The sequence below is a fragment of the Dactylosporangium darangshiense genome, assembly GCF_039537565.1.
Taxonomy (GTDB): domain Bacteria; phylum Actinomycetota; class Actinomycetes; order Mycobacteriales; family Micromonosporaceae; genus Dactylosporangium; species Dactylosporangium darangshiense.
The window spans coordinates 246,656-267,408 of record NZ_BAABAT010000008.1; the positions used below are offsets into that span (position 1 = coordinate 246,656).

Sequence of the window (20,753 nt, forward strand, 5' to 3'; positions counted from 1 at the left end):
AGCACCGGCCGCACACGGTGCCCGTCGGCCAGGTCGACATCGCTCGCCGAGCTCCCCAGTTGGCCAGGGCCGGTGCCGAACCGTCCACAGTGGCCAGTCGGTGCTGCGACCGCCCTGGTGCTGCGGTTGGGCGCCTCGCCGAGGTGCGATGGCCGGGGTGCGGTGGCCGGGGTGCCGTCACCGTGGTGCGGCGACCGGGGTGCGGTGGCCGGGGTGCCGTCACCGTGGTGCGGCGACCGGGGTGCGGTGGCCGGGGGTTCTGGCCGGGGTGCCGTCGCCGCGGGGGTGCGGTCGCCGGTGCGGTGGCCGGGGTGCCGTCACCGTGGTGTGGCGGCCGGGGTGCTGCGGCCGGGGTGCCGTCACCGCGGTGCGGCGACCGGGGTGCGGTGGCCGGGTGGCCGTGGCCGGGTGGCCGTGGTGTAGCGGCGGTGGTGCGGTGGCCGTGGTGCGTTCGTTGTGGTGCGGCGGCCGTGGTGCGGTCGGTGGGACGGGACGGTGGACGGTGCGACAAGGAGCGGGAGAGCGGCGACGGTGCTGAATCTGGAGCGCCTGCGGGTGCTGCATGCGGTGGCGACGACGGGTTCGGTGGTCGGCGCGGCGGCGGTGCTGCACGTGACGACGTCGGCGGTGTCGCAGCAGCTTGCCCGGCTCGAACGGGAGACCGGCCAGGAGCTGGCCGAGCGCCACGGGCGGGGGCTGCGCCTCACCGAGGCCGGGACGCTGCTCGCGGCGCACGCGGCCGAGCTGCTCGCGCACGCCGAGCGGGTCGAGTCCAGCCTCGCCGAGCACCGCGGCGTGGTGGCCGGCGACCTACGCGTCGCGGCGTTCGCGACCGCGGCGCGAGGGCTCATGCCGGGCGCGCTGCGAGAGCTGCGTGAGCGGCATGCGGCGCTGTCCGTCGGGCTCGCCGAGCTCGAGCCCCACGAGGCGATCCCGGCCGTCCGCCGCGGCGAGGCCGACGTCGCGGTCGTGCAGGACTGGGCGGCGGACCCGCTGGCCGTGCCGGACGAGCTCGCCCGCCGCCCGCTGCTCGACGATCGGTTCGACGTCGCCGTGCCCGCCGGGCACCGGCTCGCCGAGCGGGAGTCGGTCGCCGTCGACGAGCTGGGGGACGAGGAGTGGATCAGCTGGAGTCGCGGGCAGATCTGTCATGACTGGCTCGTCGGCACCCTGCGCGGCATCGGGGTCGAGCCGCGGGTCGTGCACACCGCCGCCGAGCACTCGACGCAGCTGGCGCTCGTGGCCGCTGGGCTCGGGGTGGCGGTGATCCCGCGGCTGGGCCGGGACGCGGTGCCGGCGGGGGTGCGGTTCGTGGCGGTCGAGCCGCCGCCCGTACGCCGGGTCTTCGCTGTATGGCGGGCCACCACGTCGCCGCGCCCCTCGGTCGTTGCCGCCCTGACTGCGCTGTCCGACGCCGTCCGCTCAGCGTCGGCGTCGTAGCGCTCCCGGATCGATCGGCTAGTCCTAGTTTCCTAGGACGCCCTACGACGAGTGCGGGCGGCCACTGCTGGAAAGGCGCCGAGCGAATAATCGGGGAGCGCTGCGGGCGCCGCGCTGTTACGGTCGGGCGATGACCATGACGCATGCCCTGTTGGCGCCGGCGATGATGCCGGCCGCGCGTCTGCGCAACCGGCGTCGTGCCCTGGTCGTCCAGGCCTGACGGTCGCCTGCTCACACCGATCGCACGCCGAATCTCTTAGGTACGTACCAGGGCCCTTCCGTGTCCGCATCCGCGCCGGACGGGGCCGCGATGGCTCCTGTCCGTACGACAGGGAACCCTGGTCATGTCTCGAATTCGTGTTGCACATCCGCGCGCCCGTCGCGTCTACGGGCAGAACCTGCTTGCCGATCCGGGTGCCGTCCGGCGGGTCGCCGATGCCGCGGCCGTAGGGCGGCGGGATCTCGTCGTCGAGGTCGGTGCCGGGCGAGGGGCGCTCACCGCCGAGCTCGTGCGGCGGGCCGGGCGGGTCATCGCCTATGAGGTCGACCCGGGGCTGGCGGCCGCGCTGCCGCGGGTGCCGGGGCTCACCGTGCGGGTCGGGGACTTCCTTGCCGCCGACGCGCCGGGGGAGGCGTTTGCGGTGGTGGGGAACATCCCGTACGCGTTGACGTCCGGCGTTGTGGGCTGGTGTCTCGACGCGCCGGGACTGACCTCGGCGACCCTGCTGACGCAGTTGGAGTACGCGCGCAAGCGGACCGGAGACTACGGGCGCTGGTCGCGGCTGACGATCCGGACCTGGCCGCAGTTCGACTGGGCGCTGGCGGGGCGGGTGCCTCGGGGCGCGTTCCGGCCGGTGCCCGGCGTCGACGGGGGCATCCTGCGGCTCAGCCGCCGGCCGCAGCCACTCGTGGAGGCGGGGCGGCTCGGGGAGTACCGGAGGATAGTAGATCTTGGTTTTGCAGGGGTTGGCGGGTCGCTGCATGCGTCGCTGTGCCGGCGGTATCCGGCGGCGCGGGTGGCGGGGGCGTTCCGGGCGCTGCGGCTGAGCGCGGCGACGCCCGTCGGGCTGGTGTGGCCGGAGCAGTGGTTGACGTTGTTCCGGTTGCTGAGCCGGCGGTGATCATGCGGCGGTCGCGAGGACGGGGGTCGGGGTCAGTGCGCCGCGGCCGGCTCGGGCGCGCAGGTCGGCGACCGGGACCGTGCCGTCGCGCAGGGTGCGGCGCAGGCGGGCGACGCCACGCAGGTCCTCCAGCGCGGTGGCGACGAGGTCGACGCGGCTGTCCGGGTCGTCGACCCAGTCGACCGGCACCTCGTGGATGCGCAGGCGGGCGCGCTCGGCGATCACGAGCAGTTCGGTGTCGAAGAACCAGTTGGTGTCGCGGACCAGGGGCAGGAGCAGCCGGGCGACGTCTCGGCGTACCGCCTTGAAGCCGCACTGGGCGTCGGAGAAGCGGACGCCGAGGGTGGTGCGAAGGATCCGGTTGTACGAGCGGGAGATGAACTCGCGCTTCGGGCCGCGCACGACCCGCGAGCCGTGGGCCAGACGGCTGCCGGCGGCGATGTCGGAGTGGTTGGAGATGAGCGGCGCGACCAGCGGCAGCAGCCCGCCGAGGTCGGTGGATAGATCGACGTCCATGTACGCCAGGACGTCGGCGTCGGAGTGCTGCCAGACCTCCGACAGGGCGTGCCCGCGGCCCTTGCGTTCGAGGTGGTGCACGACGACGCCGTCGAAGCGCCGGGCGAGGCTGTGCGCGACGTCGAGGGTCGCGTCCGTCGAGGCGTTGTCGGCGATGGTGATGCGGAAGGTGTACGGCATGTCCAGCCGCAGGAACGCGTGCAGCGTGCGCACGCAGCGCTCGAGGGTGTGCTGTTCGTTGTGGACGGGTACGACGACGTCGAGGACTGGCGGGTTCGCGGTGATCTCCATGCCGTCGACACTCGCGCCGGATCTTGTGACGACGTCGCCAGAATCCTGGGCGTGGCCTGGCAACTCGGTTGCTTACGGGATTCGTACACGGTGCTGACCGAGCGCTGCCCGCCGGCGGGCACAGTGTGTGGCATGAGCAAGCACCGTGTACTCACCGCTTTGCTGACCGGCTGCCTGGTGCTCGGCGCCGCGGGCTGCGACGCCGTACGCCCCGGCGACGACATGGAGACCGTGAGCGTCGACGTCGCCGACGACGGCGTGGAGAGCGCCGCGCTGGCCGCGCTCGGCGTCCCAGCGTCGGCTGCGGACCTGGCCCCCGCCGCCGCCCCGTCCACGACCGCAGGCCCCGCGGGCAAGAACGCGCTGCGCCACCGGATTCGGGTGCGGCTGCGCAAGCACATGCTGCACGGCGAGGTCGTCGTGCAGACCAAGCAGGGCCCGCAGACCGTGGTGGCCCAGCGCGGCACGGTGACCGCGAAGGGTGACGGCACCCTCACCGTGAAGTCCACGGACGGCTTCACGCTCACGTGGACCACCAACACCGACACGAAGGTCGTCGCCGCGGGCGCGAAGTCCTCACTGGACCAGGTCTCCGTCGGCGCGCAGATCGGCATCGGCGGCATCAAGAGCGACCCGCAGACCGCCCGCCTCGTGGTGGTTCCAAAGCAAAAATGAGGATTTATGGGCTTTTAGCGCCGTTGCTGGTGTTCTCGGTCGTGTCTGGCTGCGCCCGGGAGCACCAGCGCGAGCGCACATCGAAGCCCGAGCGCACGATCGTGATCGACGGCCGCGAGCGGACGTTCCGCTGGCACCTGCCACCCACGACCGCGGCCGCGCCTCATGGCCCGGACGCATCCGGGGTTGGCGATTTGTCCGGAAAGCCGGGAGGCGCGAATGGCGTTCCCGGCGCAAACGGCTCCGGCGGCGCTGCGAGCGCGAGCGGCGCGGCTGGCGCAGCGAGCGCGGCCGGCGTGGGTGGCGCTGCGAGTGCGGCCGGCGTGGGTGGCGCTGCGAGTGCGGGCGCCGCGGGCGGCGGTGCGAGCGCGGGCGCCGCGGGCGGCCGCGCCGGTTCCGATCCGCGACCGCTCGTCATGATGCTCCACGGCGGTTTCGGCACCGGTGAGCAGGCCGAGGGCTACTACGGCTGGGACGCACTCGCCGACGCCGAGGGCTTCGCGGTCGTGTACCCCGACGGCCTCGACAGAGCCTGGAACGTCGGCGGCAGCTGTTGCGGCGTCCCCGGCCGCGCCGGCGTCGACGATGTGGCGTTCCTGCGGGCCGTCGTGGAGCAGATGGACGACATCGTCCCCGGCGGCGTCGACCCCTCGAGAGTCTATGCCACCGGCATCTCCAACGGTGGCCTCATGGCCTACCGCCTGGCGTGCGACACCGACCTGTTCGCCGCGATCGGCCCCGACTCGGCGACGCTGCTCGGCGCGTGTCCGAAGCCGGCGCCGGTGTCGGTGTTGCACATCCACGGTGCCGCCGACACGCGCATCCGGATGGACGGCGCCGAAGGTGACGGCGTCGCCCGCATCGACGGGCCGCCCGTTGCCGAGGTCGTCGCGAGCTGGCGGGCGGTCGACGGGTGCGAGGAGCCGTCGGCCGTCGTGGCCGGGGTCGTGACGACCAGTGTTGCGCGGTGTCCGGCGGGGCGGGCCGTCGAGCTGGTCACCATCGACGGTGCCGGGCATCAGTGGCCGGGGTCGGCGTCGAAGCCGTTGGTGCAGAAGGTGCTCGGGACCGATGAGCCGTCCACCGCGCTGGATGCCACCGCCGTGTTCTGGGCGTTCTTTGCGGCGCATCCCAGGCGTTGAAGCCAACCCAGCTCGGCCGTCGCGCTTCCGGTCCCTCGACCTTACACCCGAACACCTAACCGATCATGGGCCTCGATGCGTACCGTAACCAGATCCTAACGGCCCGGCTGGAGGACCGTGGTGAAGCCGCCGGCGGGGACCAGGACGCGGATGCGGCCGGCCGTCGAAGTGTAGTGCTCGAGCTCGTCGCCGGCCGGGTCGTTGACGCTCACCGTTGCCGGGGCGTCGCCGGGGACGACCACGTCTGCGGCGCGGGTGCTGGTGGCCATGCTGCGCAGCAGGGTGAGGTGAGCGCCGGTCAGCGGGTCGGCCAGGGCCATCGAGTGCATCTCGGCGCCTTCGATGCGCACCGTCGGCTCAGCGATGCGCGCGATCGCCGCGGCCTGGGCGTCGGCGTCCAGCGCCAGCATCGCCAGGAGGCCGTGGATGGTGGACTCGGCGCCGGCGTCGCGGTGGACCACGCCCGGTGCGCCGCCGGAGTCGTCGAGGATGTCGATGCCGTCGTAGGTGACGCCCGTCGCCGGGTCGTACATCGGTGCGCCGGCGGGGTTGTTGCCGAAGAACCAGGATCCTGCGACGCCGGCCAGGGTGCGCAGGGCGCCGCGGCCGGTCGCCCGGGCGGTCGCGAGCAGGGACTCGACGCGCGAGTGGGCGCCGTAGGCGAGCTGCACGCCGTCCAGGGTCATGGCCTCGCGGGCGCCGGGCATGGCGACGCGCAGGTTGTCCGGGCCGCCGCCGACGAGCAGGTGCGGGGTGAACGACGCGGCGTCGGCGAGGGCGGCGTCGCGGGCCGGGAGGTCGCCGCACAGCTCGTACACGCGGGCCAGGGCGCCCGGTGCGAGGCCGGCCCAGCCGTGCCACTCGGTGCGGGACAGGCCGTAGGGCAGGACCGCGCCGAACGGCCACGTCCACGGTGTGCCGGTGCGCATCGCGGTCACGGCCTCGGCGAGCTGCTCGAGGGCCTTGCGGGCGTCCTCGTCGTCGCTGATTCTGGTGTACTCGCACAAGCCCAGCAACGCCTCACCGGTCAGGTCGGCGCCGTCGGCGATGAGCCACGCCGGCGTCGGGGTGTCGTCGACGAGGCGCCACTGGCCGTACCGGCTGAGCACCTGACGCCGCACCGCGCCCACGGCGAGGCGCAGGCGGACCCGCAGGAACGCGGCGAAGGCGGGGTCGTCGCCGTGGAAGGCGGCGTAGCCCTCGCCGAGCGCCCACAGGGTGCGGGCGAGCCAGGCGGACTCGGCGCTGTCGGACGGGTCGGGGGCCTCATGCGGCTCGGCGCTGTTGTTGAGGCGGCCGTCGGTCTGCTGCCACAGCACGACGTTGCCGGCGCGGGGGTCGGTGTCGTCGGCGGGCGCGGTCTGCAGGTAGCACAGGCCCCGCAGCAGCTGGCGGGCCGCGGAACGGCTGGTCAGGGCGCCCGTCGCGCGCCAGTGGCGGGTGTACACCACCGCCGCCCGCGCGATGTCGTCGGCGTTGAACGCACCCTGTGTGTACCCGCCGTCGTCGATCCGGTCGCCGCCGCCGCACGGTAGGAAGCTGCCGTCGGGCAGCCGGTTCGCGTAGGTCCATACGACCTCGACGTCCGGCTCCTCGGAGAGCCGGTACGTGGTGTGCCCGGCGACGGCCGGCGGGGTGATGCGGACCCGCAGCGAGTCCAGATGGGCGAGGTTCGTCAGCACGGGCCGCGCTCTACCCGGTCCCCGTGCGGCAAACGCCCACCCCGGGGCGATCCCTGGCGTTCGAACGGAACCCGGTGCAGGGCCCGGCGCAGCAGCGCGCGGGTGTCGAACAGGAACCACTGGTCGTAGCCGAAGAAGTCGTCGATGTACTGCGCGATGTGCGGCGAGCAGCGACGATTATGGTGTGTGCAGCAGGGCGCGGTGCTCGTGCCAGAGCCAGGCGAGGTAGCGCCGCAGCAGCTCGGGATCGGCGACCCAGCCGCGGTCGGTGTATTCGATGATGCGCCGCATCTCACCGGCCACCATGTCCCACGCGGACGCGCCGCTCTCCGGCACGGTGGCGTCGGGCGCGACGGCGACGGGCAGCGGCAGCAGCGGGATGCGCACCCCGGCGTCCTCGCAGGCGCGCAGCACCGTGAGGTAGGCGCGCGGCAGATGGTACGGCGACACCGCGAGGGCCAGCCCGGTGATGCCGAGCTCGCGCACCTGGGCGGCGACCCACGCGGCCTGCACGCCGGTGTCGGCGGCCGCCTCGCCCTGGATGTGCACCCCGGAGACGCGCCGCAGCCCGAGCCCGCGCAGCGAGTCGAGGGTGACGTCCTCGTACGTCGCCTCGCGCGCGTTCGTCGTCGCGACGAGCAGGTGCCGCCGCGCCGGCCGTGCCTCCCAGTCCCCGACGGCGTGCGCGAGCCGCCACGTCTCGCCCTGCCCGGTGAGCACCGCGACGGCGTCGAGGCGCTGGGCCGCCGCCCCGGGCAGGGTGAGCACCATGGTGAGGGCCCGCATCACGTCGAGGAGCCGCCCGGCCGGGTACTCGGCCAGCTCGTCCTCGTGCACCAGCCGGGCGATCTTGCCACCGTTCAGCATGCGCCGACCGTAGCCGCCGCGGGGGTGACGGCCGGGATCGCCGGCGGGCGGGGTTACGGGCGGCGGTCCAGGGAGACGGAGGCGGCGGCGGTGTCGACCCGCAGGGCGTAGCGGTCGGTCGCCGCGGCCCAGCCCTGGCCGGCGACCGTGGTGGCGCCGGTGACGTTCTTGCTCTGCTGGTCGTCCAGGCGTACCTCGCCGATGGTGCCCTTCTCGCCCAGGGTGAGCTGCGCCGGCGGGCCCGTGGGGGCGTGCACGGCCAGGCGGCCGACGCCGCCGACGTGGATGGGCATGGTGCCCTCGGGCTTGGGGACGGTGACGTCGAGCTCCTGGACGCCGGCCCTGACCTCGATGCCCGCGAGGCGGCCGGAGCCGAAGTCGACGACCTGGCGCAGGCCGCCGCCCGCCAGGTTGAGGGTCCAGCGGACCTTGTCGTTGAGGTACACGTGGACGGTGGCCTGGCCGGCGATCTCGGTGCCGTTGAGGCGCAGCTGGACGGCGTCGCCGGACTCCGACGCGACCGGCTCGACCTTGCTGCCGGGCAGGGTGGAGGCGCGGTACAGCAGGCCGTCGAGGGGCTCGCTGTGGATGATGACGGACTCGGCGCCGCTGAGGACCTCGAGGCTGGCGGACTGGCGGTCGCCGAGGACGCCCTGGACGCTGTGGACCACGTCGCGCGGCGGCGGGGCCGCGGGGCGGCGGGTGACGAAGAAGAGCACCAGGAGTACCGCTCCCACGGCTGTGAAACCAACGGCGTAGCGCAACATCGCGGCGGTGGCCCTTCCACGGCGGACGGTGGTGGCGCCCGCGAAAGGGCGGGCGCCACCGGGGACGGACGGTGCTAGGGGCTGGTGCAGGTGAGGGTCGGTGCGGTGGCGGGTTCGGTGCCGGTGCCGTTGAAGCCGAACGACGTGGTGGCGTTGGGTCCGAGGACCTTGTTCCAGTCGACGTTCTTCACCGCGACGTTGGGTGGCTGGCTGGTGACGGTGCCGTTCCACGGGGCGCCCTCGAAGCCCTGGCCGCCGGTGAACGTCCACTTCACCGTCCAGCCGTTCAACGTGGACGTGCCGCTGTTCTTGACGGTGACCTCGGCCTGGAAGTGGCCGGCCCAGTTGATGGCGTTGGTCTTCCAGGTCGCGGTGCAGCCGCCGGTACCGCCACCGCCGGACGGCGACGACGAGGCCGGCGAGGACGGGCTGCGCGACGACGACGGCGACACCGACACGGACGGCGACGCCGACGGGGAGCGCGACGCGGACGGGGAGCCGGTGGGCTGGTTGCCGCCGACGCCGGTGACCTCGCCGTGGCCGCCGTCGAAGACGACGTCGGAGCAGCTGAAGAAGTTCTCCTGGCTGTCCGAGCGCACCCACTGGATGAACAGGATGTGCCGGCCGGTCTTGGCCGCCGGCAGGGTGGTGTCCCAGTAGTAGTAGTTGAAGCCGCCGGGGCCGCCGGACTGCGGCGGGTCGGTGACGCTCCAGAACGACTCCAGGTCGCCCCAGGCGAGCGGGGTGGCCGGGTTCCAGCCGTTCTTGGTGATGTACATGTGGAAGGTGCCGGGGTGTGCGGCCCAGTTGCTGTAGTGCAGCTGGATCGTCGAGCCGGCGGTCAGGTGGGTGGTCGGCCAGTCGGTGCGGGCGGCGTTGTAGGCGGCGTACTTGGTGGTGCCGCCGCCGCAGATCTGCCCGTCGGGGATGTAGCCGGTGGTGCGGCCGCCGGCGTCGGAGCGCAGGACGCCGAACCAGTCGTACAGCGGCTGCTGGCCGCCCTGCGCGACGGCGTCGGCGCAGGCGGGGTTACTGGGGATGATCTGGCCGGTGGCCTGCAGCCCGTCGACGTAGCACAGGTAGGTGCGGCTGCCGGGCACGAGCGCGACGCCGTGCGCGCGGGCCGGGCCCGGTGCGACGAGCACGGCCGCGACGAGCGCCGCTGCGGCGGCGACGGCCGCCGGCCACAGCGCGCGTCTAGCGTGGGTTGCCAATGGGGTACCTCCTCGGTTCTGGGGCGCGGCTGAGTCGCTCGGCTCCCACGAGGTAGGCGCAGTGTCGGTGCGGTCACTCCCGAAAGGCAAACACGATCATGAATGTGTGCGGGCGGGGCGTGCCGCGGGCGTGAAACTTACCCGGACACGCCCCGCCCTAAGGATCAGTCCACGTCCACCGCGGCGGCGGCGAACTGGGCCGAGTACAGGCGGGCGTAGGCGCCGTGCGCGGCCAGCAGGGACTCGTGCGTGCCCTGCTCGACGATGGAGCCGTGCTCCATCACCAGGATCAGGTCGGCGTCGCGGATCGTGGACAGGCGGTGGGCGATGACGAAGCTCGTCCGGCCCGCGCGCAGGGTGCTCATCGCGCGCTGGATCAGCACCTCGGTGCGGGTGTCGACGGAGCTGGTGGCCTCGTCGAGGATGAGGATCGTCGGCTCGGCCAGGAACGCCCGGGCGATCGTGATGAGCTGCTTCTCGCCCGCGCTGACCCCGGCGCCCTCCTCGTCGATCACCGTGTCGTAGCCCTCCGGCAGGGTGCGCACGAACCGGTCGGCGTGCGCGGCCTCGGCCGCGACGGTGATCGTCTCGCGGGTGGGGTGGTCGGCGCCGTACGCCAGGTTCTCCGCGATGGTGCCCTGGAACAACCAGGTGTCCTGCAGCACCATCCCGATCTGCTCGCGCAGCTCGTCGCGCGACATCGTGGCGATGTCGACGTCGTCGAGCAGGATCCGGCCGCCGGTCAGGTCGTAGAACCGCATGATGAGGTTGACCAGCGTGGTCTTGCCGGCGCCGGTCGGGCCGACGATCGCGACGGTCTGGCCGGGCTCGACGCTCAGCGAGAGGTCCTCGATCAGCGGCTCGTCGTCCTTGTACCGGAACGAGACGTGCTCGAAGGTGACCTTGCCGCGCACCTGCGCCGGGCGGGCCGGCACCGCCGGCTCCGGGCTCTGCTCGGCCGCGTCGAGCAGCTGGAACACCCGCTCGGCCGAGGCGATGCCGGACTGCACGAGGTTGGCCATGCTGGCGACCTGCGTCAGCGGCTGGGAGAACTGCCGGGAGTACTGGATGAACGCCTGCACGTCGCCCAGCGTCATCGTCCCGGAGGCCACGCGCAGGCCGCCGACGACGGCGACGAGCACGTAGTTGACGTTGCCGATGAACATCATCGCCGGCTGGATGAGCCCGGAGATGAACTGGGCGCGGAACGACGAGGCGTACAGGGCCTCGTTGTGTTCCGCGAACGTGGCCGCGGCCTCGTGCTGGCGGCCGAAGATCTTCACCACCGAGTGGCCGGTGAACATCTCCTCGATGTGGCCGTTGAGCCGGCCGGTGCTGGCCCACTGCTTCACGAACTGCGGCTGCGAGCGCTTGCCGATGCGGGCCGTGATGAACACCGACAGCGGCACCGTGACCAGCGCGATGACCGCCAGCAGCGGCGAGATCCAGAACATCATGCCGAGCACCGCGATGATCGTCAGCAGCGACGTGAGCAGCATGCTCAGCGACTGCTGCAGCGTCATCGCGATGTTGTCGGTGTCGTTGGTGGCGCGGCTGAGCACCTCGCCGCGGGGCTGCTGGTCGAAGTACGACAGGGGCAGCCGCGAGAGCTTCTGCTGGACCTGCTCGCGCAGCCGGTAGACGGTGCGCTGCACCACGACCGTGGTCAGGCGGGCCTGCAGCAGGCCGAAGATCCAGGCGAAGAGGTACACCACCGCGACCTGCAGCAGCACGTGCTGGAGCCGGCCGAAGTCGATGCCCTTGCCCGGCACCACGTGGTACATGCCGCTGAGCAGGTCGGCGTAGCGGTCCTGGCCGTGCGCGCGCAGGTCGGCGATCGCCTGCTCCTTGGTCATGTTCGGCGGCAGCTTCTTGCTGATGATGCCCTCGAAGATGACGTCGGTGGCGTGGCCGAGCAGCCGCGGGCCGAGCACCGACAGCACGACGCTGACGATGCCGAACAGCAGCACGGCGGCGACGATCAGCCGGTCCGGCGCGAGCATCCTCAGCAGCCGCTTGGCGGAGCCCTTGAAGTCCTCGAGCTTCGCCGGCGGGCCGCCGGCGCCCATCATCATCCGGCCGGGGCCGAACGCGGGGCCGCCGGGGCGCGCCCCGCCCGCCGCGGGCCTGTTCGGTGCCGTCATGCCGCGGCCTCCTGCTCCGTAAGCTGGGACAGGACGATCTCGCGGTAGGTCTCGTTGTCGTCCATGAGTTCCTGATGTGTGCCGGTGCCCACGACCCGGCCCTCGTCGAGCACGATGATGCGGTCCGCGTCGCGGATGGTGCTGACCCGCTGGGCGACGATGACCACCGTCGCGCCGGCGATCTCGGAGCGCAGCGCCTCGCGCAGCGCCGCGTCGGTGGCGTAGTCCAGCGCCGAGAACGAGTCGTCGAACAGGTACACCTCCGGGCGGGCCACGAGCGTGCGGGCGATCGCCAGGCGCTGGCGCTGCCCGCCGGAGACGTTCGTGCCGCCCTGCGCGATCGGGCCGTTGAGGCCCTCCGGCATGGCGCGCACGAAGTCGGTCGCCTGCGCCACCTCCAGGGCCTGCCACAGCTCCTCGTCGGTCGCGTCGGGCCGGCCGTAGCGCAGGTTGGAGGCCACCGTGCCCGAGAACAGGTACGGCTTCTGCGGCACCATGCTCACCGTGCGCGACAGCAGCGCCGGGTCGATGCGGCGCACGTCGACGCCGTCGACCAGGACGGTGCCGCCGGTCGCGTCGAACAGCCGCGGCACGAGGTTGAGCAGCGTCGTCTTGCCCGCGCCGGTGCTGCCGATGATCGCCGTCGTCTGGCCCGGGTGCGCGACCAGGTCGACGCCGGAGAGCACGGAGGCCTCGGCGCCCGGGTAGTGGAACGACACGCCGCGCAGCTCCAGCTCGCCGTGCACGTCCAGGCTCGTCACCGGCTCGTCCGGCGGCACGACGCTGGACTCGGTGCCCAGCACCTCCTGGATGCGTTCGGCGCACACCTCGGCCCGCGGGATCATGACGAACATGAACGTCGCCATGAGCACCGACATGAGGATCTGCATGAGGTAGCTCAGGAACGCCGTCAGCGCGCCGACCTCCATGCCGCCGCTGTCGATGCGCTGCGCGCCGAACCACAGCACGGCGATGCTGGAGACGTTGACGACCAGCATGACGCTCGGGAACATCAGCGACATCAGCCGGCCCACGGCGAGGGACACGTCGCGCAGGTCGGCGTTGGTGTCGGCGAAGCGGGCCCGCTCGTGCTCGTCGCGCACGAAGGCGCGGATGACCCGGATGCCGGTGATCTGCTCCCGGATGACCCGGTTGACCAGGTCGATGCGCACCTGCATGAGCCGGAACAGCGGCCGCATCCGGACCACGATGAGCGCGATGAGCGCGATGAGCAGCGGCGTGGCGACCAGCAGCAGCGAGGACAGCTGCACGTCCTGGTTGAGGGCCAGGATGATGCCGCCGACGCACATGATCGGCGCCGAGACCATCAGTGTGAAGGTCATCAGCACCAGCATCTGCACCTGCTGGATGTCGTTGGTGGTGCGGGTGATCAGCGACGGCGCGCCGAACCCGCCGACCTCGCGGGCGCTGAGGCGCTGCACCTGGGCGAACAGGCCGGCCCGCACGTCGCGGCCCAGCGCCATCGCCGTGCGCGCGCCGAAGTACACCGCGGCGGCCGAGCAGACGATCTGCACCAGCGTCACGGCGAGCATGTAGCCGCCGATGCGCATGATGTACCCGGTGTCACCGGTGATGACCCCGTTGTCGATGATGTCGGCGTTGAGGGTCGGCAGGTACAGGGTGGCGAGCGTCTGCACCAGCTGCAGCACCACCACCAGGGTGATCGGCCCGCGATAGGGCCGCAGGTACGTTCGCAGCAGACGGATCAGCATTGGTCAGGCTTCTCCCCGGTTTTGGTCGTGCTCGGTGTCGGTTCGGCGGAGCAGGCCGTCGAGCAGGACGGCGACGATCTCGTCCGGCGTGAACGGCTTCTCGGTGGGCAGGTCACCGCGGACGGTGCTGGCGACCAGGGCGAACAGCACCCCGGCGGTGGTGTCCGGGCTGCGCCGCAGCTGGGCGCGGTCCGGCTCGATGAGCTCGGCGACCGCCTCGATGAGCCGGCGGCGGCCGCGCAGCAGCGCCGCCAGCGGCGAGTCCTCGGCGTCGAAGGGCATGGTGCGGGCGAGCATCATCAGCGGTACCGAACTCTCGACCCGGCGGATCAGGATCGCCGTGGCGTCGCTGAGCCGCTCCCGCAGCGGCGCCTGCGGGTCGATCGCCGACAGCGCCCGCAGCATCGGCCCGGCGTCGAAGGCGCTCTCGAGGGCCGCGGCGATCAGGGACGCCTTGTCGGGGAAGACGCCGAAGATGGTGCCCTCGGCGACGCCCGCGGCCTCGGCGATCTGCCGGGTCGTCACCGCCGCGCCGTGCGTGCGCAGCAGCGGCAGCGTGGCGGCGACGAGCGCTGCCCGCCGCTCGTCGGGCGCGAGTGCCGGCACCCGGCGCCGCCGCCGGGTCTGCTGATCGTTCACGGTCGACACTGTAATGAGCGAGCACTCACTCGGACAACCGATTTCTCCGACGGCGTACAAGGCCGTCGGCCGCCCGGACCGGTGCGACTTGACAGCCCGGCATGGCTAGCGGTTATCTATCGGCGATCAAGAGGAGGTCGCCTGGTGCAGGACGTGGTGCTGGCGATGCTGGCCAAGGAGCCGGCGCACGGGTACGAGCTGCGCGCCCGCATGCGCGACGCGCTCGGCCCGCTCGGCGAGGCGATGAACGCCGGGCAGATCTACGTGACGCTCACCAGGCTCGCCAAGGCCGGGCTGGTGACGTCGCGGCATTGCGAGGGCCTGCCCGACCGCCCCGACCGGCGCGTCTACGCACTGACCCCCGCCGGGCAGGAGCGCGTCGCCGCCTGGCTGTCCGAGGTGAGCTGGCCACGGCCCGACCTCACCGAGTTCCACCTCAAGCTCGTCGCCGCCGCGGCCGCCCGCCTCGCCGACCCGATCGCCCTCGTCGACGCCCAGCGCCGCGAGGTGCTGCGCCGGCTGCGCGACGCACAGCGCGCCGCGCTGGACCGCGCCGTCGACCCGGTCGCCGGGCTGCTGCTGGAGGGCGTCGTGCTGCGGCTGCGCGCCGACCTGGACTGGCTCGAGGCGTGCGAGCGGACCTGGTCGGGCCGCGCCCGGGAGGTGCGGGCATGACCGCCGCGATGCTCCTGCAGGCCCGCGGCCTGTCCCGCCGCTACGGCAGCGACGACACCCTCGTGCGCGCCGTCGACGACATCGACCTCGACGTCCCCGCCGGGCAGGCCCTCGCCGTCATGGGCCCCAGCGGCTGCGGCAAGTCCACGCTCCTGCAGCTGCTCGGCGGCCTGCAGCGCCCCACCGGCGGCGAGGTGTGGCTCGGCGGCCGCCGCGTCGACACCATGAGCGAGCGGGCCCTGGCCAAGCTGCGCCGCGACCGCATCGGCTTCGTCTTCCAGGACTTCCACCTCATGGACGAGCTGAGCGCCGTCGAGAACGTCGAGCTGGCCGCGCTGCTGGCCGGGCAGCCGCCGCGGCGGGCCCGCCGGCGCGCCACCTACCTGCTCGACCGCGTCGGCCTCGCCGACCGGGCCCGGCACCTGCCGTCCGAGCTGTCCGGCGGCCAGCGCCAGCGGGTCGCGATCGCCCGGGCGCTGAGCAACGAGCCCGACGTCGTGCTCGCCGACGAGCCGACCGGCAACCTCGACACCGCCGCCACCCACGAGGTGCTGCGCCTCTTCGACGAGCTGCGGGCCGCGGGGCAGACCCTCGTCGTCGTCACGCACGACGCCCGCATCGCCGCCGTGGCCGACCGGGTCATCTCCATGCGCGACGGCGCCTTCGCCGACTCCCTGCACGTGGGGCGCTGAGATGGCCGGCCGCCTGCTCCTCGTCGGGCGCCTGCTGCTGCGCGACCTGCGCCGCCGCCCGCTCGAGACCGTCCTGCTGCTGCTGGCCATCGCCGCCGCGACCGGCACCCTCACCATGGCGCTCGCGCTCGACGACGTCGCCGCCCGGCCGTACGAGCGCACGCGCGCCGCCACCGCCGGCCCCGACCTCGCCGTGACGCCCCACTCCACCGGCACCGACGCCCTCGCCGAGCTCGCACCCCTGACCACCGCCGACGGCGTCACCGGCCACAGCGGCCCGTACCCGATCGCCTACCTGACCATGACCGCCGCCGGCAAGAAGGTCCACACCGTCGTCGAGGGCCGCGACGGCGCGCCCGCACTGCTCGACCGGCCCGCCGTCACCTCCGGCACCTGGACGCGCCCCGGCGGCGTCGTCGTCGAGCGCGCCTTCGCCGACGCCCTCGGCGTGCGCACCGGCGACACCGTCAGCATCGAGGGACACGACCTGAAGGTCCTCGGCACCGCTGTCACCGCCGCCCGCGCCGCCTACCCGTACGCCCAATGGCACTACCCGGGCAGCGTCCTCGTCGAACGCGGGGGACTGGTCTGGGTCGACCCCGCCGACATCGCCGCCCTCAGCGGCGGGCGCCCGCTGTCGTACACCCTCAACCTCCGCCTCGCCGACCGCAACGCCAGCGCCGGCCACGGGTCCAGGGACGTCTACAGCTCCTGGCAGGAGATCGCCGAGGCCAACGCCGGCCTCTACCGGGCGGCGCAGACCGTGCTGGTCATCGGCGGCTGGCTGCTCACCGGCCTCGCCCTGGCCGGCGTCGCCGGGATCGTCGCCGGCCGGGTCGTGGCCCGCCGGCGCCGGGTCGGGCTGCTCAAGGCCGTCGGCGCCGGGCCGGCCATGGTCGCCGCCGTCCACGTCGCCGAGTACCTCGCGATCGGCCTCGCCGCCGCCGGCATCGGCCTGGCCGCCGGCTGGTTCGCCGCGCCGGTGCTCATCAGCCCCGGCGCCGGGCTCATCGGCTCCGTCGGCGGCTCCCCGCCGGCGCTGCGTACCGTCGTCGCCGCCGTCGCGCTCGCCCTCGCCATCGCCGTCATCGCGACCGTGGGTCCCGTCCTGCGCGCCGCGACCACCAGCACCGTCCACGCCCTGGCGGACTCGCCGTCGCCCCCGCGCCGCCGCGGCGGGCGCATCCGGCTCTCCCGCCGCCTGCCCACCGCCGTGCTGCTCGGGCTGCGCATCAACGCCCGCCGGCCGCGCCGCGCCCGGCTCGTCACGCTCAACGCCTTCGTCACCGTCACCGCGCTCGTCGGCATCCTCACCGTCCGCGCGCAGCGGGAATCCTTCGACCTCGGATACACCGAAATGGCCAACCCCCGCGTCGAACGCGGCCAGCAGGCCCTGCTCGTGCTCACCGTCGCCGTGTGCGCCCTGGCGCTGGTCAACACCGTCGTGCACACCTGGTCCGCGGTCCTCGACGCGCGCCGGCCCCTGGCGGTGGCGCGCACGCTCGGCGCCACGCCCGGGCAGGCCGCCGCGAGCGTCGCCGTCGCGCAGCTGCTGCCCGCCCTGCTGGGCGTCGCCGCCGGGCTGCCGGGCGGCGTCGTCCTGGTGGTGCTCGCCGGAACGGGCCGCATCGACTTCCCGCCCGCCTCCTGGCTGCTGGCCACGATGCTCGCCGCGCTGCTCGTCATCGGCGCGATGGCCGCCGTGCCGGCGCTGGCCGCCGCCCGCCGGCCGGTCGCCGACGCGCTGCGCTCGACGCCCGCCTGAGCATCAGGAGTGGCCGGCCCGCCTGCGGCGGTGCGGGGGGACGCCCAGCAGCGGCAGGCGCCACAGCGAGACGTCGGGGGACTGGCCGGACAGGACGAGCAGGCGGCGCATGCTGAGCCGCACGAGGTGGTACGAGATGAAGAACAGCCACGCGGCCAGCGGCAGCTCGACGAGGGCCGCGGTGGCCAGGCTCACCCACCGGTCCTGCCCGGACGCGGTCACCATGTCGAACCACGCGTCGCAGGCCAGCAGCGTGGCGCTCACCACGCCGGCGAGGATCATGATCTGGCGCCGCCGCAGCGCCGCCCACGCGGTCACGGCGAGCGCCGCGCCGAGCACCAGGTCGAAGCCGACCCACGTCAGCCGCCAGTGCCCGGCGAGGTACCGCGGCGGCAGCGTCAGCGTCAGCGCGATCACCCACGGGATCATCAGCACGCTCGCGACCCCGATGATGATCACGAAGCGCCGCCTGGCGCGCTCCGCGATCTCGGGCGCCCGCCGGGTGACCTTCGGGGCCAGCACGGCGAGCCGCCGGGCCAGGTCGGCCCGCTCGTCCGGTGACATCGCGCGCAGGTCGGCGTCGGCGATCACGAGTCGACCATACGTCGGCCGTGCGGGGCGGCGGCCCACCCCGCACGGCCGACGGCGGGTCAGCGGCCGCGCAGGGCGCGGTAGCGGCCGACCAGCGTCGCGGTGGAGGAGTCCAGGGCCGAGAGGTCCGGGCTGTCGGAGACCAGCGCCGGCTCGATGCGCTTGGCCAGGACCTTGCCCAGCTCCACGCCCCACTGGTCGAAGGAGTCGATGTCCCAGATCGCGCCCTGGACGAAGACCTTGTGCTCGTACAGCGCGATGAGCTGGCCCAGCACGCCCGGGGTGAGCTCGTCGGCGAGGATCGTCGTCGTCGGCCGGTCGCCCTGGAACGTGCGGTGCGGCACCTCGGCCTTGGCCACGCCCTCGGCGGCGACCTGCTCCGACGGCTTGCCGAACGCAAGGGCCTGCCCCTGCGCGAACAGGTTGGCCATCAGCAGGTCGTGCTGGCCGGCGAGGGCGCCGAGCTCGGCGACGGGCCGGGCGAAGCCCAGCAGGTCGGCCGGGATGAGCGCGGTGCCCTGGTGGATCAGCTGGTAGTACGCGTGCTGGCCGTTGGTGCCGGGCGTGCCCCACACGATCGGGCCGGTCGCCCACTCCACCGGCTTGCCCTCGCGGTCGACGGACTTGCCGTTGGACTCCATGTCCAGCTGCTGCAGGTACGCCGTGAACCGCGACAGATAGTGACTGTACGGCAGCACGGCGTGGGTCTGGGCGTCGTGGAAGTCGCGGTACCAGATCCCGAGGAGGCCGAGCAGCAGCGGAGCGTTGGCCGCCGGCGGCGCGGTGCGGAAGTGCTCATCCATGCGCCGGAACCCGTCGAGCATCGCCCGGAACCCGTCCGGCCCGAGCGCGATCATGAGCGACAGGCCGATCGCGGAGTCGTAGGAGTAGCGGCCGCCGACCCAGTCCCAGAACTCGAACATGTTCGTCGTGTCGATGCCGAACTTGGCGACCTCGCCCGCGTTCGTCGACACCGCCACGAAGTGCTTGGCCACGGCCGCGTCGTCGCCGAACGCCTCGAGCAGCCACGTGCGCGCCGCCGTCGCGTTGGTGATCGTCTCGATCGTCGTGAACGTCTTGGACGACACGATGAACAGCGTGCGCGCCGGGTCCGCGTCGCGGACCGCCTCGTGCAGGTCGGCGCCGTCGACGTTGGAGACGAACCGGAACGTCAGGGAGCGGTCGGTGAAGGCGCGCAGCGCCTCGTACGCCATCGCGGGCCCCAGGTCGGAGCCGCCGATGCCGATGTTGACGATCGTGGTGATGCGCTCGCCGGTGTACCCGGTCCACTCGCCGGAGCGGATGCGGTCGGCGAACGCCGCCATCCGGTCGAGCACCGCGTGCACCTTCGGCACCACGTTCTCGCCGTCGACGATCACCTCGGCGTCCCGCGGCGCCCGCAGCGCCGTGTGCAGCACGGCCCGGTGCTCCGTAAAGTTGATCTTGTCACCGCGGAACATCGCGTCGCGCAGGTCGAACACCCGCCGCGCCGCCGCGAGCTCGAGCAGCAGCCGCAGCGTCTCGTCGGTGACCAGGTGCTTGCCGTAGTCGAGGTAGAGGTCGCCGGCCTGCAGGCTGTAGCGGCCGCCCCGGTCGGGGTCTTCGGCGAACAGGTCGCGCAGGTGCACCTCGCCGAGCTCCGCGCGGTGCTTGACCAGCGCGGCCCACTCGGGCAGATGGTTGAGCCGAGGCATCAGGAAACTCCTAGCGAGTCAGCGTGGGACCACTCCACTCGCTGATTCTGCCCCTTTCGCGTTCGTCTCGTCTCCGGTGTCCCGATCTTGTGCCGCCGCGCCACCCCGCCGCCGCACCCCCTCTACCACCGCGACCGCGGTCACCGCCGCCACAACCAGAAGAACAATCGCCGTCGGTACCGCGAACAGCTTGAGCGCGCTCGCAATGAGCACGACGATCAGGGCCGCTCGCACCACTCCCGCCGGCGCGCGCGAGGACAGCCGCGCCCCGATCAGCACGCCGGGCACCGACCCGATGAGCACCGCGGCGGCGAGGTCGAGCTTGAGATCCCCGAACAGCGCGTGCCCCAGCGCCGCCGAGAACACCAGCGGAATCGCCTGCACCAGGTCGGTCCCCACGAGGTCGCGGGGCCGGAGCGCCGGGTACAGCGCGAGCAGGATGACAATGATCAGCGACCCGGACCCGACCGAGGTCATCCCGACCACGAGCCCGCCGAGCGCCCCCAGCAGCACGGTCGGCACCGGCCGGACCACGATCGGCTTGGCGGCACCGTCGTCCCCGGCGTCGTCGCGCCGGTACGCCTTGACGAGCAGCCCGACGACGGCCAGCAGCAGCGCACCACCCAACGCCAGCCGCACCACGTCCTGGACGCGCTCCCCGTCCCCGATGGCCCGCATGAGCAGCACCCCGAGGAACGCACTGGGCACACTGCCGAGGCACAGCCACCGCACCAGCGCCCAGTTGACGGTCTTGCGCCGCGCGTGGACGAACCCCCCGAACGGCTTCATGACGGCGCTGGCGGCAAGATCGCTGGACACCGCGGCCAACGGCGGCACCCCGAAGAACAGCACAAGGATCGGCGTCATGAGCGCGCCGCCCCCCATGCCGGTCAGCCCGACGACGACACCGACACCAAGCCCGGCAAAGGCCAACAGCGGGTCCATTCGCAGCAGTCTGCCGACCAACCCCAATTTTGTCCACTAACTAAGTCGACAATGCCGGAATTAGAGGCCGCAAATCACACTCACGCGTGACGGCATATCCGAAATATCCGGACAAAACCCGCGCGACGCCTGTCTGGGTGATCGGTCGCCACGCCCAGCA

The 20,753-nt window shown here is 73.0% G+C and carries 17 protein-coding genes and 1 pseudogene; 7 read left to right on the forward strand and 11 right to left on the reverse strand.

Features of this window, described 5'->3' with window-relative positions:
* Positions 1 to 531 precede the first annotated feature (531 nt).
* The gene (locus tag ABD901_RS18200; RefSeq protein ID WP_345128136.1) at positions 532 to 1,440 is read left to right on the forward strand and encodes a LysR family transcriptional regulator; all 909 of its coding nucleotides are present in this window, start codon (positions 532 to 534) and stop codon (positions 1,438 to 1,440) included.
* A gap of 344 nt (positions 1,441 to 1,784) precedes the next feature.
* The gene (erm, locus tag ABD901_RS18205) at positions 1,785 to 2,561 is read left to right on the forward strand and encodes an ErmE/ErmH/ErmO/ErmR family 23S rRNA (adenine(2058)-N(6))-methyltransferase (RefSeq protein WP_345128137.1); all 777 of its coding nucleotides are present in this window, start codon (positions 1,785 to 1,787) and stop codon (positions 2,559 to 2,561) included.
* Between the two features lie 21 nt (positions 2,562 to 2,582).
* On the opposite strand, the pseudogene ABD901_RS18210 reads toward erm, so the two are convergent.
* Positions 2,583 to 3,368, reverse strand: a pseudogene (locus tag ABD901_RS18210) (dolichyl-phosphate beta-glucosyltransferase); the annotation flags it as partial.
* Between the two features lie 132 nt (positions 3,369 to 3,500).
* On the opposite strand from ABD901_RS18210, the gene ABD901_RS18215 reads away from it, so the two are divergent.
* Positions 3,501 to 4,043 (forward strand): hypothetical protein, encoded by a 543-nt coding sequence (locus tag ABD901_RS18215; RefSeq protein ID WP_345128138.1) that lies wholly within the window; start codon positions 3,501 to 3,503, stop codon positions 4,041 to 4,043.
* Positions 4,040 to 5,185 carry an extracellular catalytic domain type 1 short-chain-length polyhydroxyalkanoate depolymerase gene (locus tag ABD901_RS18220; protein ID WP_345128139.1) on the forward strand — a complete coding sequence of 382 codons (1,146 nt, stop codon included), beginning with the start codon at positions 4,040 to 4,042 and terminating at the stop codon, positions 5,183 to 5,185. The genes ABD901_RS18215 and ABD901_RS18220 overlap by 4 nt, the downstream gene beginning before the upstream one ends.
* 95 nt (positions 5,186 to 5,280) lie before the next feature.
* Here the strand turns inward: ABD901_RS18220 and ABD901_RS18225 are convergent, their stop codons facing one another.
* The 7 genes from ABD901_RS18225 to ABD901_RS18255 all read right to left on the reverse strand — a co-directional run bounded on the left by ABD901_RS18225 (position 5,281) and on the right by ABD901_RS18255 (position 14,231).
* Positions 5,281 to 6,867, reverse strand: coding sequence for a hypothetical protein (locus ABD901_RS18225; RefSeq protein WP_345128140.1), 1,587 nt, complete (start codon positions 6,865 to 6,867; stop codon positions 5,281 to 5,283).
* A 177-nt stretch (positions 6,868 to 7,044) separates the two neighbouring features.
* Positions 7,045 to 7,734, reverse strand: a complete 690-nt coding sequence (locus ABD901_RS18230) for a hypothetical protein (protein WP_345128141.1) — start codon at positions 7,732 to 7,734, stop codon at positions 7,045 to 7,047.
* A gap of 53 nt (positions 7,735 to 7,787) precedes the next feature.
* A complete protein-coding gene (locus ABD901_RS18235; RefSeq protein WP_345128144.1) occupies positions 7,788 to 8,471 on the reverse strand; it encodes a hypothetical protein in 684 nt (227 codons plus the stop codon).
* A 104-nt stretch (positions 8,472 to 8,575) separates the two neighbouring features.
* Positions 8,576 to 9,715 (reverse strand): lytic polysaccharide monooxygenase, encoded by a 1,140-nt coding sequence (locus ABD901_RS18240; RefSeq protein WP_345128145.1) that lies wholly within the window; start codon positions 9,713 to 9,715, stop codon positions 8,576 to 8,578.
* Between the two features lie 164 nt (positions 9,716 to 9,879).
* Positions 9,880 to 11,859 carry an ABC transporter ATP-binding protein gene (locus tag ABD901_RS18245; RefSeq protein WP_425556698.1) on the reverse strand — a complete coding sequence of 660 codons (1,980 nt, stop codon included), beginning with the start codon at positions 11,857 to 11,859 and terminating at the stop codon, positions 9,880 to 9,882.
* A complete protein-coding gene (locus ABD901_RS18250; protein ID WP_345128146.1) occupies positions 11,856 to 13,592 on the reverse strand; it encodes an ABC transporter ATP-binding protein in 1,737 nt (578 codons plus the stop codon). Before ABD901_RS18250 ends, ABD901_RS18245 begins: the two co-directional genes overlap by 4 nt.
* A gap of 3 nt (positions 13,593 to 13,595) precedes the next feature.
* Entirely contained in the window at positions 13,596 to 14,231 is a 636-nt protein-coding gene (locus ABD901_RS18255) for a TetR/AcrR family transcriptional regulator (protein ID WP_345128148.1), read from the reverse strand.
* A gap of 144 nt (positions 14,232 to 14,375) precedes the next feature.
* On the opposite strand from ABD901_RS18255, the gene ABD901_RS18260 reads away from it, so the two are divergent.
* The 3 genes from ABD901_RS18260 to ABD901_RS18270 are packed head-to-tail and all read left to right on the forward strand — an operon-like array spanning position 14,376 to position 17,363.
* Entirely contained in the window at positions 14,376 to 14,906 is a 531-nt protein-coding gene (locus ABD901_RS18260; RefSeq protein WP_345128151.1) for a PadR family transcriptional regulator, read from the forward strand.
* Positions 14,903 to 15,598: an ABC transporter ATP-binding protein gene (locus tag ABD901_RS18265; protein ID WP_345128153.1), complete on the forward strand. Its 696-nt coding sequence runs from the start codon at positions 14,903 to 14,905 to the stop codon at positions 15,596 to 15,598. The genes ABD901_RS18260 and ABD901_RS18265 overlap by 4 nt, the downstream gene beginning before the upstream one ends.
* 1 nt (position 15,599) lies before the next feature.
* Positions 15,600 to 17,363 (forward strand): FtsX-like permease family protein, encoded by a 1,764-nt coding sequence (locus tag ABD901_RS18270; RefSeq protein WP_345128154.1) that lies wholly within the window; start codon positions 15,600 to 15,602, stop codon positions 17,361 to 17,363.
* Positions 17,364 to 17,366: 3 nt separating this feature from the next.
* Here ABD901_RS18270 and ABD901_RS18275 read toward each other — a convergent pair whose 3' ends face one another.
* The 3 genes from ABD901_RS18275 to ABD901_RS18285 are packed head-to-tail and all read right to left on the reverse strand — an operon-like array spanning position 17,367 to position 20,593.
* On the reverse strand, positions 17,367 to 17,954 hold the full coding sequence (locus ABD901_RS18275; RefSeq protein ID WP_345128155.1) for a hypothetical protein: 588 nt from the start codon (positions 17,952 to 17,954) through the stop codon (positions 17,367 to 17,369).
* A 59-nt stretch (positions 17,955 to 18,013) separates the two neighbouring features.
* Entirely contained in the window at positions 18,014 to 19,648 is a 1,635-nt protein-coding gene (gene pgi, locus ABD901_RS18280; protein ID WP_345128156.1) for a glucose-6-phosphate isomerase, read from the reverse strand.
* Between the two features lie 18 nt (positions 19,649 to 19,666).
* On the reverse strand, positions 19,667 to 20,593 hold the full coding sequence (locus tag ABD901_RS18285) for a sulfite exporter TauE/SafE family protein (protein ID WP_345128158.1): 927 nt from the start codon (positions 20,591 to 20,593) through the stop codon (positions 19,667 to 19,669).
* Positions 20,594 to 20,753: the final 160 nt, after the last annotated feature.